Origin of the sequence: Qipengyuania aquimaris (assembly GCF_020171965.1) — a bacterium.
GTDB classification, from domain to species: Bacteria; Pseudomonadota; Alphaproteobacteria; order Sphingomonadales; family Sphingomonadaceae; genus Qipengyuania; species Qipengyuania aquimaris_A.
This window is the reverse complement of record NZ_JAIUZK010000002.1, coordinates 441,153-456,822: the sequence shown is the minus strand read 5'-3', so window position 1 is coordinate 456,822 and position 15,670 is coordinate 441,153. Positions and strand designations below refer to the sequence as shown.

General features: G+C 63.0%; 18 protein-coding genes. 8 read left to right on the top strand and 10 right to left on the bottom strand.

Features of this window, described 5'->3' with window-relative positions; genetic code table 11:
• Positions 1 to 34 precede the first annotated feature (34 nt).
• From LCM24_RS09890 to LCM24_RS09865, 6 genes are all read right to left on the bottom strand, one after another.
• Positions 35 to 376, bottom strand: coding sequence for a hypothetical protein (locus tag LCM24_RS09890; RefSeq protein WP_224803922.1), 342 nt, complete (start codon positions 374 to 376; stop codon positions 35 to 37).
• Positions 377 to 379: 3 nt separating this feature from the next.
• Positions 380 to 1,915, bottom strand: a complete 1,536-nt coding sequence (locus tag LCM24_RS09885) for an NAD(P)(+) transhydrogenase (Re/Si-specific) subunit beta (RefSeq protein WP_224803920.1) — start codon at positions 1,913 to 1,915, stop codon at positions 380 to 382.
• Entirely contained in the window at positions 1,915 to 2,199 is a 285-nt protein-coding gene (locus LCM24_RS09880) for an NAD(P) transhydrogenase subunit alpha (RefSeq protein WP_006833497.1), read from the bottom strand. The genes LCM24_RS09885 and LCM24_RS09880 overlap by 1 nt, the downstream gene beginning before the upstream one ends.
• Before the next feature lie 10 nt (positions 2,200 to 2,209).
• Positions 2,210 to 2,551, bottom strand: coding sequence for a hypothetical protein (locus tag LCM24_RS09875; protein WP_224803918.1), 342 nt, complete (start codon positions 2,549 to 2,551; stop codon positions 2,210 to 2,212).
• A gap of 116 nt (positions 2,552 to 2,667) precedes the next feature.
• A complete protein-coding gene (locus tag LCM24_RS09870; protein WP_224803916.1) occupies positions 2,668 to 3,789 on the bottom strand; it encodes an NAD(P) transhydrogenase subunit alpha in 1,122 nt (373 codons plus the stop codon).
• Positions 3,790 to 3,800: 11 nt separating this feature from the next.
• Positions 3,801 to 3,926 (bottom strand): aa3-type cytochrome c oxidase subunit IV, encoded by a 126-nt coding sequence (locus tag LCM24_RS09865; RefSeq protein WP_143089643.1) that lies wholly within the window; start codon positions 3,924 to 3,926, stop codon positions 3,801 to 3,803.
• Positions 3,927 to 4,112: 186 nt separating this feature from the next.
• Here LCM24_RS09865 and LCM24_RS09860 point away from each other — a divergent pair, with 186 nt between their 5' ends.
• Positions 4,113 to 5,528 carry a sigma-54-dependent transcriptional regulator gene (locus tag LCM24_RS09860; RefSeq protein ID WP_224803914.1) on the top strand — a complete coding sequence of 472 codons (1,416 nt, stop codon included), beginning with the start codon at positions 4,113 to 4,115 and terminating at the stop codon, positions 5,526 to 5,528.
• Between the two features lie 129 nt (positions 5,529 to 5,657).
• A complete protein-coding gene (locus LCM24_RS09855) occupies positions 5,658 to 6,440 on the top strand; it encodes an SDR family oxidoreductase (protein ID WP_224803912.1) in 783 nt (260 codons plus the stop codon).
• On the opposite strand, the gene folP is transcribed toward LCM24_RS09855, so the two are convergent.
• Positions 6,437 to 7,552, bottom strand: coding sequence for a dihydropteroate synthase (gene folP / locus LCM24_RS09850; protein WP_224803910.1), 1,116 nt, complete (start codon positions 7,550 to 7,552; stop codon positions 6,437 to 6,439). The two genes, LCM24_RS09855 and folP, sit on opposite strands and share 4 nt — an antisense overlap.
• 332 nt (positions 7,553 to 7,884) lie before the next feature.
• Here folP and LCM24_RS09845 point away from each other — a divergent pair, with 332 nt between their 5' ends.
• Positions 7,885 to 8,544, top strand: a complete 660-nt coding sequence (locus LCM24_RS09845) for an FAD-binding oxidoreductase (RefSeq protein WP_224803908.1) — start codon at positions 7,885 to 7,887, stop codon at positions 8,542 to 8,544.
• A 30-nt stretch (positions 8,545 to 8,574) separates the two neighbouring features.
• Here LCM24_RS09845 and LCM24_RS09840 read toward each other — a convergent pair whose 3' ends face one another.
• The 3 genes from LCM24_RS09840 to LCM24_RS09830 form a co-directional block, all read right to left on the bottom strand.
• Complete coding sequence (locus LCM24_RS09840; RefSeq protein WP_318247368.1) at positions 8,575 to 9,723, bottom strand: site-specific DNA-methyltransferase; 1,149 nt, start codon at positions 9,721 to 9,723, stop codon at positions 8,575 to 8,577.
• 211 nt (positions 9,724 to 9,934) lie between these two features.
• Complete coding sequence (locus LCM24_RS09835; protein ID WP_224803906.1) at positions 9,935 to 10,855, bottom strand: oxidoreductase; 921 nt, start codon at positions 10,853 to 10,855, stop codon at positions 9,935 to 9,937.
• A complete protein-coding gene (locus LCM24_RS09830) occupies positions 10,852 to 11,478 on the bottom strand; it encodes a ribonuclease HII (protein WP_224803904.1) in 627 nt (208 codons plus the stop codon). The genes LCM24_RS09835 and LCM24_RS09830 overlap by 4 nt, the downstream gene beginning before the upstream one ends.
• Here LCM24_RS09830 and LCM24_RS09825 point away from each other — a divergent pair.
• The 5 genes from LCM24_RS09825 to LCM24_RS09805 are packed head-to-tail and all read left to right on the top strand — an operon-like array spanning position 11,477 to position 15,613.
• The gene (locus tag LCM24_RS09825) at positions 11,477 to 12,661 is read left to right on the top strand and encodes a PQQ-dependent sugar dehydrogenase (RefSeq protein ID WP_224803902.1); all 1,185 of its coding nucleotides are present in this window, start codon (positions 11,477 to 11,479) and stop codon (positions 12,659 to 12,661) included. The two genes, LCM24_RS09830 and LCM24_RS09825, sit on opposite strands and share 2 nt — an antisense overlap.
• 50 nt (positions 12,662 to 12,711) lie before the next feature.
• Entirely contained in the window at positions 12,712 to 13,233 is a 522-nt protein-coding gene (locus LCM24_RS09820) for a GNAT family N-acetyltransferase (RefSeq protein WP_224803900.1), read from the top strand.
• A 37-nt stretch (positions 13,234 to 13,270) separates the two neighbouring features.
• Positions 13,271 to 13,819 carry a DUF1285 domain-containing protein gene (locus tag LCM24_RS09815; RefSeq protein ID WP_224803898.1) on the top strand — a complete coding sequence of 183 codons (549 nt, stop codon included), beginning with the start codon at positions 13,271 to 13,273 and terminating at the stop codon, positions 13,817 to 13,819.
• A complete protein-coding gene (locus LCM24_RS09810) occupies positions 13,816 to 14,409 on the top strand; it encodes a CoA pyrophosphatase (protein ID WP_224803896.1) in 594 nt (197 codons plus the stop codon). The genes LCM24_RS09815 and LCM24_RS09810 overlap by 4 nt, the downstream gene beginning before the upstream one ends.
• A gap of 19 nt (positions 14,410 to 14,428) precedes the next feature.
• Positions 14,429 to 15,613 (top strand): CCA tRNA nucleotidyltransferase, encoded by a 1,185-nt coding sequence (locus LCM24_RS09805; RefSeq protein WP_224803894.1) that lies wholly within the window; start codon positions 14,429 to 14,431, stop codon positions 15,611 to 15,613.
• Positions 15,614 to 15,670: the final 57 nt, after the last annotated feature.

Here is a 15,670-nt window from a genome sequence, read left to right as displayed (position 1 = left end):
ATAGTGCCGCTATCGGGAGCTATTGCAAGCGTCTCTAACGCGTCGTGAACGAGCAGATTGCCGCCGACGTGCCAACGACCTCGATCGCTTCGGGATCATCCACACGGCGCAGGCGCTCGAGGAATTCGGCCATGGTGAGCGGCACCGCGCTCTCGCCCTCGCGCGCCTGGAGGTTTTCCAGCTTGCGCAATTGGTTGAGCGACAGACGCTCCGCCATGCGGCTACCCATGCAGGCCGCGACGGGCTGCGAGATACCCTTGTCGACCAGCACGCTTTCGATGCGACCCGCCGTGACGCGTTCGATCCCGCCGAAATAGCCCCAAGCGAAAAAGCCCAAGATTGCCACCAGGGCGATGCCGATGATTGCCTTGCGCATGGGTTAGTCGAGCGCCTTCACGATTTCCTCGACCATCTTCTTCGCATCGGAAAGCAGCATCATGGTCTGGTCCATGTAGAAGACATCGTTATCGACGCCGGCATAGCCCACGCCGCCCATCGAACGCTTGATGAAGAAGACCTGCTTGGCCTTGTCCACGTCGAACACTGGCATGCCGTAGATGGGCGAAGACTTGTCGGTCTTGGCCGCCGGATTCACGACGTCGTTTGCGCCGATGATGAAGGCGACATCGGCCTGGGCGAATTCGGAGTTGATGTCCTCCAACTCGAAGACCTTGTCGTAATCGACGCTGGCTTCGGCGAGGAGCACGTTCATGTGCCCGGGCATGCGACCTGCGACGGGGTGGATCGCAAACTTCACGTCCACGCCCTTCTCTTCGAGTATGTCGGTCATCTCGCGCAGCGCGTGCTGTGCCTGTGCCACCGCCATGCCGTAACCCGGGATGATGATGACCTTCTCGGCCTGTTCGAGCATGAAAGCGGCATCGTCTGCGCTGCCCTGCTTGTAGGGTCGTGCTTCGCGCGCTTCGCCCCCGCCGGCGCCATCCTCGGCGCCAAAGCCGCCCGCAATCACGGAGATGAAGCTGCGATTCATCGCGCGGCACATGATGTAGCTGAGGATCGCACCTGAGGAGCCGACCAGCGCGCCGGTGATGATCATCGCCGTGTTGCCGAGCGTGAAGCCCATCGCGGCAGCAGCCCAGCCCGAATAGGAGTTCAGCATCGAGACCACGACCGGCATGTCCGCCCCGCCGATGGGGATGATCAGCAGGAAGCCGATAAGGAAGGCAAGCACCGTCAGCGCAATGATCAGCGGCATGGTCTCCGAAGGTCCGGCCATCGCGAACAGCGCGGTCAGCACGATGATCGCCGCCAGCGTGCCGAGATTGATGACATGGCGCGCAGGCAGCAGGATCGGCGAACCGCTCATCCGACCCGAAAGCTTGGCAAAAGCGATGACCGAACCAGAGAAGGTGATTGCCCCGATGGCGATGCCGAGGCCCATCTCGACCTTGGAAACCGCTCCGATGCCTCCATCGACAAGCAAGCCGAACGCACCCGGATTGAGATACGCCGCCCAGCCTACCAACACTGCGGCGAGCCCGACCAGCGAGTGGAAGGCTGCAACCAGTTCCGGCATTGCGGTCATCGCAATGCGGCGGGCAATGGTGATACCGATGATGGCACCGATGGCGATGGCGATTAGAATTTCAGCCATAGAGGCCCAATCGGGCCGGAAAAAGCTACTTGGCTCAGTGCCGATCAGGTCGTTCGGTATGACGTCGCCGGGGAAATGCGTCATCAGCGTCGTCACCACGGCGATCAGCATGCCGATCATGCCGAAGCGGTTGCCCGTCCGGCTCGTCGCGGGCGAGGACAGGCCGCGCAGCGCGAGGATGAAGAACACGCCCGACACGAGATAGGCGAGCGCCACCCAAGGGTTCACCGCTTCACCGGTTGCGGCATGGGCAGGCGTGGCCAGCAGCGCGAACGGCGCGGCGAGGAGAAGGCGACGCATCACTTCTTCTCCTTCTTCTTATACATAGCGAGCATTCTCGCCGTCACCGCGAAACCGCCGAAGATATTCACACTGGCCAGCACGATACCAAGCAGCCCCAGCCACTTTGCCCCCGGCACATCCGCCGCCGCCGCCGCGATCAACGCGCCGACGATAATCACCGAGGAAATCGCATTGGTCACCGCCATCAGCGGCGTATGCAGCGCGGGCGTGACCGACCAGACCACATAATAGCCGACGAAACACGCCAGCACGAAAATCGACAGGATCGAAATGAAGTCCATCTATTGTTCCTTACTCGATTCCGCGCTCGCGCTCGATAAGCCCAAGGATCACGTCGAGCGCGTCGCGAGCTCCCAATGCCGCAGAAAAAGCCAGTTCCGCGGCCTCGACGTTGTCGCACAGCTCCCGCTTCTCTGGTTCATTGTCGCGGAAAATATCTTTCACATTCGCGAACCCGCCTGGCCAGAGTGCTTCGATGCGACCCCTTGCAAGATCCAAACGCTCGCGGGTCGTATCAAGCACATGCGAAAGCGACATTCTCCTTCCGCCCTCAAACGCACAGTGCCGATTTCGGAAAACCCGATACATCCACTCTGCGCGTCCATAGGCGACGAAGGCCGCGTAGAAGTCCATATCTCCGCGCCAATCGCTTGCGAGGACCTGGGCGTCTGTCGGGGTCGATTCTCCGCCGGTTGCCGACGCAGGGTGTGCAAAAATTAGCGTTAGCAAGACGGTTGCGGATAGCGCTTTCAACCCGCCAGCCTCTCGTTCACGACCTTGCCGCCCTGCGTCAGGCGAACGGCGTCGCCGATTTCCTCGTCGAGGACCGGCTTCCCGGCCTCCTTGTCCCAGAAGGCAGACAGGAAATTATAGAGGTTACGCGCGAATAGCGCCGAGGCGTCGGCGGCGAGATGTCCGGCCGTATTCGAATAGCCGATGATCTTCACGCCGTGCTTCTCGACCGTCTGGTCGGGCTGCGAACCTTCCACATTTCCGCCTTGCGCCACGGCAAGGTCGAAAATGACGCTGCCCGGCTTCATGCTGGCGATCTGGGCGTCCGAAATCAGGCGCGGTGCATTGCGGCCCGGTATCAGCGCGGTAGTGATGACGATGTCCTGCTTGGCGATGTGTTCGGACACCAGCTTGGCCTGCGCCTGCTGGTATTCCTCGCTCATCTCGGTGGCATAGCCGCCCGAGCCTTCGCCTTCGATGCCAGCGACGTCCTCGACGAAGACCGGCTTCGCGCCAAGCGACTGGATCTGTTCTTTCGTGGCCGAACGCACGTCGGTCGCGCTCACCTGCGCGCCCAGACGCTTGGCGGTGGCAATCGCCTGAAGCCCGGCGACACCGACGCCCATCACGAAGACCTTGGCCGCCTGCACCGTCCCTGCAGCGGTCATCATCATCGGGAAAGCGCGGCCGTAAACAGTGGCCGCAGTCAGAACCGCCTTGTAGCCCGCCAGGTTCGACTGGCTGGAAAGGACGTCCATGCTTTGCGCACGTGTGATGCGGGGCATGAATTCCATCGACAGCGCTTCCAGCCCTGCCTTGGCATAGGCTTCGACGCGCGCTTTCTCGCGGAAAGGATCGAAGGTCGCGGCGACCCACGCACCCGGCTTCGCACCGGAAAGCAGCGCCACGTCGGGAGCCTGCACCCCCAGAACGATGTCGGCGGCATCCACGACCTTCGCCGCCGCGGCCACTTCGACCCCGGCGTCACGATAGGCTTCGTCGGTGATGGAGGCGCTTACCCCTGCGCCTTCTTCGATCGCGACATCAGCGCCCAGTGCGATGAATTTTTTTGCCGTTTCCGGCGTCAATGCGACGCGGCTTTCGCCAGCGCCCCTCTCAGCCAGAACAGCGATCCGCATCTAGTGCGCGCTCAACCGGAGATCAGGATGACGACGATCGCAGTGATGATCGCAATTACGGGAATTGCCCACTTAAGCATTCCGATGAAAGAGCCATAGGTCTTGCTATGCGCTTTCATGTCGTTGCCCGGTTCCATACTCAGTCCCTCAAATGTTAACTCATTCCCCGAACCCCTAGAACGCTGATTAATCTTCGACAAGTGCCTGAATTCCCCGATCCACCGCCGAAATTCAGGCTTAATCGCCCCTTTACCCATTTGCGATAGACCCTTGGTCAGCGGGCCCGCGATCATGCAGGCAAGCCGAAGGGAGTATGCGGGACCATGGCGAGTCAGGAAGGCCGTCTTCTCATGCTGATCGACGACGAGCCGGCGCAAAGCCGCCTCGTCACAGCCCTCGCCGCGCGCGAAGGATGGCGCACGCTGGTCGTCGAGAGCTGCGAAGAAGCGCAGAAAACCTTGGCCTCCAAGGAAGGCGCGCAGATCGGCGCGGTCCTGCTCGACCAGTGGGTGCCGGGCGACAATGCTTGCGACTTCATTCGCACCCTGAAGTCTGATCACCCCAAGGTTCCGGTCATGATGCTGACGGCGAGCACTTCGCCCTTGCTGGCGGTCGAAGCCATGCGGGCGGGTGCAACCGATTACCTGATCAAGCCCATCGCTCCCGAACGCTTCCTGTCCGCCCTTCGCAGCGCGACGCGCCGCGAAGCGCCGAAGGACGAATTGCAGCCCATGACGGAGAAACTCTCCGAAGTGCTGGACTTCGACGCCATGGTGGGCACGGCTGCGCCGTTCCGCACCGCTCTCGCCAAGGCAGCCACCGCCGCACGCGGTCACGGCCACGTCCTCGTCGAAGGCGAAACAGGCACCGGCAAGGAGATGCTGCTGCGTGCCATGCACCAGGCATCGACGCGCTCCAAGGCGCCGGTACGCCTGGTGAATTGCGCAGGCATGCCGGGCAACTCCCTTGAATCCCTCCTCTTCGGCCACGAAAAGGGCGCCTTTCCGGGGGCATTCGACAAGCAGGTGGGCCTGATAGAACTCTGTGACGGCGGGACACTGATGCTGGACGAGATCGACCGTATCGATCTGTCGATCCAGGAACGTCTCGCAGAAATGCTCGAGAGCGGTATCGTCAGGCCGACCGGCGCATCGCACGGGTTCCGGGTCGATGTCCGCGTATTCGGCGCGAGCGACGTCCCGCTCGACATCCTCATCGAGAACGGCGAGTTTTCCGAGGCTTTGCGCGACAAATTGTCGGCAACCAGCATCTATCTCCCGCCGCTGCGTGACCGGTTGGGCGACATCCCCGCCCTCACCCGCTATTTCCTTTCCCGCATCGCCGAACAGCCGGGTCTCAAGCACCACTCGATCGCAGATAGCGGCCTTTCACTGCTGGAAGCCTACGACTGGCCCGGCAACGTTCGCCAGCTCCAGGCCGTGCTCTTCCGCGCGTCCGTGTTCTGCGATGGCGAGGCGCTGACTGCCGAAAGCTTCCCGCAACTGGCCGAATTGCTCGGCGACGGACATCGCGGCGAAAGCCGCGCCCGCGGGCTTGGCGTGCTGCTCTACCAGGACGACGGCAATTTGCGTCCGCTGGAAGAAATAGAGGCCGACATCATCCGCCTGGCCATCGGTCACTACCGCGGCCGCATGACCGAAGTCGCGCGCCGTCTCGGAATCGGCCGCTCGACCCTCTATCGCAAGCTTTCCGACCTCGGCATCGACAACGCTGCGTGATCTGCTAGAAGCGGGTCGAACCGAATGGGAGTAATTCAGGTGAACAAGGGACACCGCTGAGGCGGAACGACTGTCCACGTGGCTGCAATTGCGGCCCGAATTGCATCTGAATTTTTCCGAGGTAACACCATGCAAAAACTGACTGAGAAACTGTGCGTTGTCACCGGCGGCGCGCGCGGTATCGGCAAGGCCGTTTGTGCAGCTTTCAAGGCCGAAGGCGCGCGCGTCGTGCTGACCGATATCGACGAGGCCGAAGGTAGGAAAACAGCCCAGGAGCTTGGCTGCGAATTCGCCAGGCTGGACGTGGCGAGCGAGGCGGACTGGGACGCTTTTGCACAAGCGTTTCCGTCTATCGACGTTCTGGTCAATAACGCCGGGATCACCGGCTTCGAGGACGGCCCCGCCGCGCACGATCCGGAAAACGCGAGTCTTGCCGAATGGCGCCGCGTCCATGCGGTCAACACCGACGGCTGCTTCCTGGGTTGTCGCTATGCCCTTCGCGCGATGAAGACCAAGGGTGCAGGATCGATCATCAACATGTCCTCGCGCTCCGGCCTTGTCGGCATTCCGGGTGCTGCTGCCTATGCCGCAAGCAAGGCGGCAATGCGCAATCATTCGAAGTCCGTGGCGCTTTATGCTGCGCAGAACGGCTGGGCGATCCGCTGCAATTCGATCCATCCTGCCGCCATCCTGACCGATATCTGGGAGCCGATGCTTGGCGACGGTCCCGATCGCGATGCGCGCATGGCAGCGCTGGTTGCCGATACGCCCCTGAAGCGCTTCGGCACTGTCGAGGAGGTTGCCGCGCTCTGCGTTTACCTCGCCAGCGAGGAGAGCGGCTACATGACAGGCAGCGAGCTCACGCTCGACGGCGGGTTGCTGGCAGGCTCGGCAGCTTCTCCGGGTAGCTAACCCGGCAAATCGCTGAAGTCGGTCAGTGCTGCGTCCCTGAGGCCGCGCCAGACGTTGCGCGCCTGCACGGTTTCGGGGACGTCGTGGACCCGCAGCACCTGCGCCCCGCCGCGCATTGCCTCGAGCGCAAGGGCGACGCTGCCGCCGAGCCGCTCTTCCACCGGCGCCTCCTTGCTCAGCGCACCGATCATGCGCTTGCGGCTTGCCCCGAACAGGAGCGGGTGGCCCAGCGCATGGAACAGCGGCAGGGCGTTGATCAGGGCGAGATTGTCGGCCAGCGATTTGCCGAAGCCGATCCCGACATCGAGCATGATGTTCTTCGCTTCGATCCCCGCCTCAAGCGCGGCATCGCGGCGTGCGCGCAGGGCATCGAAGACGTCGAATACGACCGCATCATAGTCCCCGTTCGCGTGGAGATCCTCGCCCCCCGCCCCCGGTGCGTGCATCAGCACGACTGGGCAACCGGCGGCGGCGACCACTTCTGCGCTGCGCGGATCGTGCTTGAGACCAGAGACGTCGTTCACCAGATGAGCGCCCGCTTCCAGTCCGGCCTCCATGACCGCGGCCTTGCGTGTATCGATGCTGATCGCTGCCCCCATGGCGGAACAGGCTTCGATCGCCGGTACGACGCGCTCGATCTCGTCGCCTTCCCACAACGGCTGCGCACCCGGCCGCGTGCTTTCGCCGCCGATATCGATGATCGCCGCCCCGGCTTCGAGCATGGCGGCAGCAACCTCGCGCTGGACGTCGGGCTTATCCATGAACTCGCCACCATCGCTGAAGCTGTCGGGCGTTACATTGAGGATTCCCATGACCTGCGGCTGGTCCAGCGCGACCGCGCGGCTGCCGAGCTGCATGGGCGGATGCGCCAGGGTGAGGTTGGCCCATTGCGCCTCTGCCTCCGCTCCGACCTCGTCGGGCAAGGCGCCCAGCACCTCGTCGATCGTATCGACCGAGGCGAGAAGCCGTTCGACAACCTCCCCGCCGCGCCGCAGGATCACGGCGAAACGGCTGGCATAGACCATGGTCCCCGCAAGCCGGATGGCATTTCCATGTTCGGATTGGGGACCCGGCGCGAAGCCGACGGGGCGGATGTAGACATGATCGCTCATAGTAGGACTGTCCTAGCCGATTGCCGACAGGATGGAACACATGGAACATGGTCTTGGGGGAAGAAATTTCACCGAGACGAAATAGCCGCCCCTACCTCACGTGAAGACCCCGGCATAAAGGCAATTTCAGCAGTAGGACAGACGCTGGCTCTCCTCGACCTATCGTTGAAGCAAGAGAGCTTACGATTGGTCCATCTGGCTATGTACGGAGGTCTGGCAAATTCGGTGGCCGGGTTACTTCGGGGAACTGCGACGGGCGCTCACCCATTGCTCGGGTTGCAGACTGCCCGGGTACGTTCCGGAAGCAACACGAGATTTCAATGTCCCATCAAATGACGCTTCAGAGCATTCGACCTGTCACTCACGATGTCCATGAACTGACCTTTGAGAAGCCCGACGGCTTCGACTTCCGCCCCGGTCAGGCAACCGATCTGGCGCTGGACCGTGACGGCTGGCGGGACGAAAAGCGCCCCTTCACCTTCACTTCGCTGCCAGGCGCGAACCATCTTCAGTTCACGATCAAGTCCTATCCTTCGCACGACGGCGTCACCGAACAGATCGGCATGATGAAGGCGGGTGATGGCGTCATTATCGAAGACCCGTGGGGCGCGATCGAGGACAAGGGGCCCGGTGTGATCATCGCCGGTGGTGCTGGCCTCACCCCGTTTATCGCCATCCTTCGCGCCCGGCAGAAAAGCCACGGGTCGCTGGACGGCTACCGGCTGATCTTCTCCAACAGCAAGGAGAAGGACATCATCCTTCGCGAGGAGCTCGAGAATATGCCGGAGCTCCAATTGGACCTCGTGCTGAGCGACGAAGACGTCGACGGGATCCACCATGGCCAGATCGATGGCGATTTCCTCGACAATGCAGGTCTCGATTTCGGCAGCACATTCTACCTTTGCGGGCCGCCTCCTATGGAAGACGACGTGTCGGAAGCGCTCAAGGTCAGGGGTGTAAGCGAGGACCGTTTGGTTCGCGAAGAAGAGTAGGCCTCCAAGCCGGACCGAAGCGCCGCTCGCTCAGTCCTCTACCGCCAGCAGGTAGAGTTGGCGCGCGGCGTCGATGGGTTTCACGTCCTTGCCGTCCGCACCATCGACTTCGTAGTGCCAGAAGGTCCAGCCGTTGCAGCTGGGCGCACCTTGTAGCTCCTTGCCGAGACCGTGGATGCTGCCGGTCTGCTTCCCGCAAGCAAGCGAACCGTCGGCGCGCACGGTCGCTTTCCAGCGCCGCTTCTTGTCGAACAATTCGGTGCCGGGCTTGAGATAGCCGCTTTCGACCAGAGCGCCGAAAGCGACCTTGGGCGCGCTGCGGCCGGCCTGCATCGTGGTGAGTGCGCTTTCGTCGAGCGGCAGTTCCTTTTCGATCCGCTTCAGCGCGGCATTGCGATAGACGCCTTCACGCTCGCAGCCGATCCACTGGCGGCCGATGCGCTTGGCCACCGCGCCGGTCGTACCGGTGCCGAAGAAGGGATCGAGCACGACGTCGCCCTTTTCGGTGGTCGACAGCAGTACGCGGTAAAGCAGGCTTTCGGGCTTCTGCGTCGGGTGGACCTTATGGCCGCCCTCCTTCAGCCGCTCTGCCCCGTTGCAGATGGGAAGAACCCAGTCGCTGCGCATTTGCAGCTCATCGTTGAGCGTCTTCATCGCGCGGTAGTTGAAATGGTACTTCGCCTTTTCGCCCTGCGAACACCAAAGCAGCGTCTCGTGCGCATTGGTGAAACGGGTGCCGCGAAAATTGGGCATAGGGTTCGACTTGCGCCAGACGATATCGTTCAGGATCCAGAAGCCCAGGTCCTGCAGGATCGCGCCGACGCGGTAGATGTTGTGATAGCTGCCGATGACCCACAGCGCGCCGTCGGGCTTCAGGATGCGCTTCGCCTCGGTCAGCCAGGCGCGGGTGAAATCGTCATAGGCCTTGAAGGTATCGAACTTGTCCCAGTCGTCGGTCACCGCATCGACATGGCTGCCGTCGGGACGATTGAGATCGCCGCCAAGCTGGAGATTGTACGGAGGATCGGCGAAGACCAGGTCTACGCTGGCCGTCGGGATGGAGCGCATGGCCTCCACGCAATCGCCATCGAGGATCTTGCCCACGGGCAGTTCGAGCGGGAGTTCGACCGCCTTCTCGGTGCGCTGAACGCGCGATTTCGTGGTCTCGATGACCCCCATGTGACCGTCCCCTTTGGCTTAGTTATCCACAGGGTGAGTCCAAACCGAGTCCACGTCAAGCAGCTTCTGGGTTGCATATCGCATCGACACATAACTCCTGAGGGAGAACGAAAGGAGTCCCCCACAAGATGTTGAGTCCGCACGGATTCGGCGGACTCAAGATGATGCGGTGTGGCCCGGAAGACTCTTTTTTCCGGTGTTTTCGGCCGGATTAGCCATCGGCGGGCGGAAGACCCGGATCGACGCCGGTCAGGTCGATCGATTTCTCCCATAGGCGGGCAGCCAGCAGCGGGTCGCGGGCCGTGCGTGTCGCATAGGCCTTGCCCGATGCCTTGCCGCTCATTTCGCGGAAGCCCCAGCTGCCGAAATAGTCGCCGCCCTCCGCTTGCGGATCGGTGGCCGCCTGCAAGGCCGGGATGGCACCGTCTTCGGCAGAGTTGAGGGCGAGCCCGATGACGGGGCCGAAAACGCTGCCGAGCAGGCCCAGGTGGCGTGTCAGTTCCGTCTGCGCGACGCCCGGGTGGCAGGCGATTGAGACTACCGGCGAATTTGCGGCGCGCAGCCTCCGGTCCAGTTCGAGCGCGAAGAGAAGGTTGGCGAGCTTGCTCTGGCCATAGAACTTCGTGCGCGAATAGCCGTGCCTCGCATCGAGATTGTCGAAGTCGATCTTGGCGCCCTTATGCGCGATGGATGACTGCGACACGACCCGCGCACCGCCGTCCTGCGCCAGCTTGTCGAGCAACAGGCCGGTGAATGCGAAATGTCCGAGATGGTTTACTGCAAACTGCGATTCCGCGCCGCCGATCGAGTGCGATAGCGGCGGCACCATGATCCCAGCATTGTTCACCAAGATGTCGATCTTTTTTTCGCTCTTTGCCTCTTCGGCGGCATCGCGGATCGAGGCGAGATTGCCGAGGTCGAGATGAAGGTAATCGAGATCGGCCTGCTCCGGTCCGCTCGCGATATCGTCCATCGCCGCCTTGGCCTTGTCCCCATCGCGACAGGCGAGGATCACCCGCGCGCCCTTGCGCGAAAGGCCTCGGGCAATTTCCAGCCCGATGCCGGTATTGGAGCCGGTGACGATCGCGGTCTTGCCGCTCTGGTCGGGAATATCGGAATAGGCAAAGGTCACGCGAACATCTCCATCTGCGATACCGGCGCAAAGCTGCGGCGGTGCAGCGGGCTCGGTCCGTGTGTTCGCAATGCTTCGAGATGCTGGGGCGTTCCATAACCGGCGTTGCGTTCCCATCCATAATGCGGGAAGCGCGTTGCCGCATCGCGCATGACGCGGTCGCGATATTCCTTGGCCAGGATCGAAGCGGCACCGATCGCCTTTTCCTTCCCATCTCCGCCCACAATTGCACGCGCAGGCCAGCGCCACGTGTCGCAGCGGCCATGCGGCGTCTGGTTCCCGTCGATCAGCACCGCTTCGGGCTCGTCTCCCAAAGCATCCACCAGACGGGAAACGGCGAGCGTCATCGCCAGCATCGTCGCCTGGAAGATATTGATGCGGTCGATCTCTTCCACGTCGACAATTCCGAGGCCCCAGGCACAATTCTCGATAATTTGCGGCTCGAGCGCGGAACGGCGGGCGGCGCTGAGCTTTTTGGAATCGTCGAGGCCTTCGGGGCACGGGTTGCACAACACCACGGCGGCAGCGACAACCGGACCGGCAAGCGGTCCGCGACCGGCCTCGTCCACGCCGATAATGAGCGGGGCCTGGCCCAGACCTTGTTCGGGAGATGAAGAGATCATGAAACGCCTATCCGTTATTGCCGCCACCCTATCCCCGCTGCTGATGGCCGCAAGCTGCGGAGGCGGGTACTCCACCGATGGAGGCAGCTCGGCGACATCGACGCCAACCCCGGTGGCAGGCGAATTTTCAGGCGAATTCGCGATTACCGAACACGGATCTTTCGCCGACCCATGGGCTTCGGCCTTCCTTCCCGGCACCCGGATGATCTTCATCACCGAACAGGCAGGCAGCATCAAGTTCAAGGACCTTGCGAGCGGAAGGCTTGGCACTGTCACCGGCGTGCCCGAAGTCGATTATGGCGGCCAGGGCGGCTTGGGCGAGATTGCTTTCCTACCCAGCGAGGCAGGCCAAGGCACCGACCGCCGCACGATCTATCTGAGCTGGGCGGAAGCCGGTGAGGGCGACACGCGCGGTGCCGTGGTTGGTCGTGGCACGCTGGTATGCCAGCAGGCCGATGAATGCAGCATCGAAGGTTTGAACGTGATCTGGCGCCAGGCACCCAAGGTGACGGGACGCGGCCACTATTCGCACCGCATCGCCTTCAGCCCGGACGAGCAATATCTCTTCATCACGAGCGGCGACCGCCAGAAAATGGAGCCGGCACAGGACACTTCGAACGCACTCGGCACCGTGGTGCGCCTCAATCTCGACGGCACGCCTGCGGCCGGTAATCCGCTGGCCGGACAGGGCAGCCCCAGCGACCAGATCTGGTCGTGGGGCCATCGCAACCTCCTAGGCATCGATTTCGATGCAAGCGGTCGCTTGTGGGAGATCGAGCACGGCCCGGCAGGCGGCGACGAGCTGAACCTGGTCAAGCGCGGCGCCAATTACGGATGGCCGCTGCGCTCGAACGGCGATCACTACGACGGTGACAATATTCCCGATCATACCGCAGACGACGGGTTCGAGAAATTCGCGATCAACTGGACACCGGTCATCGCGCCCGGAAACATGATCTTCTATCGCGGGGACCTGTTCCCCGGCCTCAAGGGCGACGCGATGATTTCCGGCCTCAAGACCAAGGCCTTGATCCGGGTCGAAGTGGATGGCGAGAACGCGCGCGAAGTGGCGCGTTATGACATGGGCAACCGCATCCGTTCGGTCATCGAAGGTCCGGATGGCGCGCTTTGGGTCCTCGAAGACGGGGAAACGGGCCGCCTGCTGGAACTTCGCCCCGAATAAGCGAAACTTGGTCGACTTGATGGCGGCGCGGCCCTAATCGCCGCGCCGCTATGGCGACAATCGTTCCCCTTTCCGCAATCGACCCTGCGCTGGTCGAGCAATTGCTCGACGCGGCATTCGGGCAGCAGCGGCACGCGCGCACCGCCTATCGGATCCGCGAAGGGGCCGATGCGCTGGATGCGCTGAGTTTCGCCGCTCTCGACGAAGACGATTACCTCGCCGGAACCATCCAGCTGTGGCCCGTCGCCCTCGTCGATCCCGGGGGCAGGCCTCACCCGATGATCATGGTCGGTCCGGTTGCTGTCATGCCCGGACGGCAGGGTGAAGGCTTCGGCAAGGCCCTGATGGCGGCAAGTCTGGGTGCCATCGAAAGCGGGTTCGAAACGGGCGCCATGCCCCTGCCGCAGGTCATGATCGGCGACCCGGAATATTACGCGCGCTGGGACTTCACCGCGCAGCATACGGGCGGTTGGCACTGCCCCGGCCCCTTCGAAAAGGAGCGGCTGCTAGTGCGTACCAGCAATCCCGGCGTGCTCCCGAACGAAGGCATGCTCGGACCGTGGCCCGCATAGAGTTGCGCTGAGCCGCGAGCCGCCCCAAATAGCGGGCATGGTATATACCCCTCCCCCGGAACTTGCCGGACTGTCGCTCGCCCAGATTGCCGAACAGGTCGAGGCACGCAAGCTGCCTCCCGTAGAGCAATGGACGCCCGAACAGACCGGTGAAAGCCATATGCAAATCCTGGAGGATGGAACGTGGCTGCATGAAGGTAGCCCCATCTCCCGCCCCGCCATGGTCCGGGCGTTCGCCGGATTATTGAGGCGCGAAGACGATGGCGGGTACTGGCTCGTCACCCCGTTCCAAAAGCTATCCATCGAGGTCGAGGACGCCTGCTTCATCGCCACCGACGTCAGCGAGACGGAAGGCAACCTCGCCTTTCGCATTAACACCGATGAGTTGGTTGTCGCGGGACCGGACAATCGTATCCGCGCGGCTGGCGATGCCGAGAAACCCCGCCTCTATGTCCATGTCAGGCGCGGCTGCGAGGCACGCCTCAATCGCTCGACCTACGAACAGCTCGCCAAGATTGCGCTGGAGAACGGCGAGGACTGGAGTGTGACCAGCGGCGGAGAGCGGTTCTCGCTACTGCCTGCATGAGCGAACTGTTCGATCGCCTCACCCACTTGTTCGAGCAGGGCCACGCCGCGCCCTCGCCCAACCTGCTGAGCGACGAACGTTTCGCCGATCTTGACCGCACGGCCGATGCCGCCGTCCTCATCGCGGTGACGGATCGAGATGACCCGACCGTCCTCTTGACCCAGCGACCACGCACCATGCGCGACCATCCGGGCCAGGTCGCCTTTCCGGGCGGGAAGCTGGATGACGGAGAGCACGCGGTCGACGCCGCGCTGCGCGAAGCATGGGAGGAACTGGGCATCGAGCGTGAGCACGTGCGCGTGATCGGCACAACGGACCGCTATCAGACCGGCACCGGTTTCGACATCACGCCCGTTCTGGCCACGGTCCCCCACGACCTACCGATCCGTCCCGACCCGCGCGAGGTGGAAAGCTGGTTCGAAGCGCCGCTATCGCTCCTCATGCGTCCCGAGAACTGGCAGGAAAACGAGGTGTTCTGGAAAGGCGCGATGCGCCGCTATTATGAAATGGACCATGAGGGCTATCGCATCTGGGGCGTGACCGCCGCGATCTGCATCAACCTCTCGCGGCGACTGGCGTGGACGGGCTGAGCGTTCTAAAGGCGCTGCCATGACCCGCCTGCCCGACACCGACTGGACCAAACGCGCCGACCTTGCCTCCCTCGTGGCTGCGCTGGGCGCGGAAAACACGCGTTATGTCGGCGGTGCGGTGCGCGACACTCTGCTGGGCAAGGCAATCCACGATATCGACCTTGCCACGACGCTGGTTCCCCATGCCGTTATCGACCGCTGCAAGGAGGCGGGCATCCGTACGGTTCCGACCGGCATCGACCATGGAACGGTTACGGCAGTCCTGCCGGACGGTCCGGTGGAGATAACGACCCTGCGCCGCGACATTTCGACCGATGGCCGCCGAGCCACGGTCGCCTTTGCCGAGGAATGGCGCGAAGATGCGGCACGGCGCGATTTCACTATCAATGCGCTCTATGCGCACCCCCAAACGCTCGAGATCGACGATTACTTCGGCGGCTTGGAGGATATGGAGGACCGCCGGGTCCGCTTCATCGGTGATGCACGCGAACGCATCCGGGAAGATCACCTGCGCATCCTGCGCTATTTCCGTTTCCAGGCGCGCTTCGGCGATGCTCCCGAAGACGAAGCGATCGCGGCCTGCTCGCAGCTGGCACATACGCTCAAGGGCCTCAGCCGCGAACGGGTTGCGATGGAATTGCTCGGCATCCTTTCCCTGCCCGACCCACGCGGTTCGATTGCGTTGATGGCGGAGCACGGCATCCTCGAGGTGATCCTGCCGGAGGCACGCGAGCGCGAGCAGAGGGTCTTTGGCAGCCTGATCGCGCACGAAGCCCGGCTTGGTGTCGAGGGCGATCCCGTCCGCCGCCTGGCGGCGTTGCTTCCACCCATTGCCTCGATCGCCCAAGCCGTTGCTGCGCGATTGCGCCTGTCCCGGGCGCAGAGAGCGCGCCTCTCCTGCATCGCGGAGCGCAAGGAGGACGACGCCGCTGCCCCGCGTGCCCTCGCCTATCGCGAAGGTATCGAGTGCGCGCGCGATCGCTTGCTGATCGCAGGCTCGAACATCGCCGCGCTGGCCGGGTGGGAGGTTCCCCAAGTGCCGTTGAAGGGCGGCGAGATCGTCGCGCGCGGGGTCGGCGCCGGACCCGAAGTCGCCCGCATCCTGCGAGCGGTCGAAGCACGCTGGGTCGAAGAGGAATTCCCCGGCGCCGACCGTGTCGCCGAACTGCTAGACGAAGAACTTTCCGCCAGCTCGAACACCTGATTGCTGCGCTGCAGCACGCAATCAGCACACTTCATCGCCCATGAGGCTCGGCTCGCC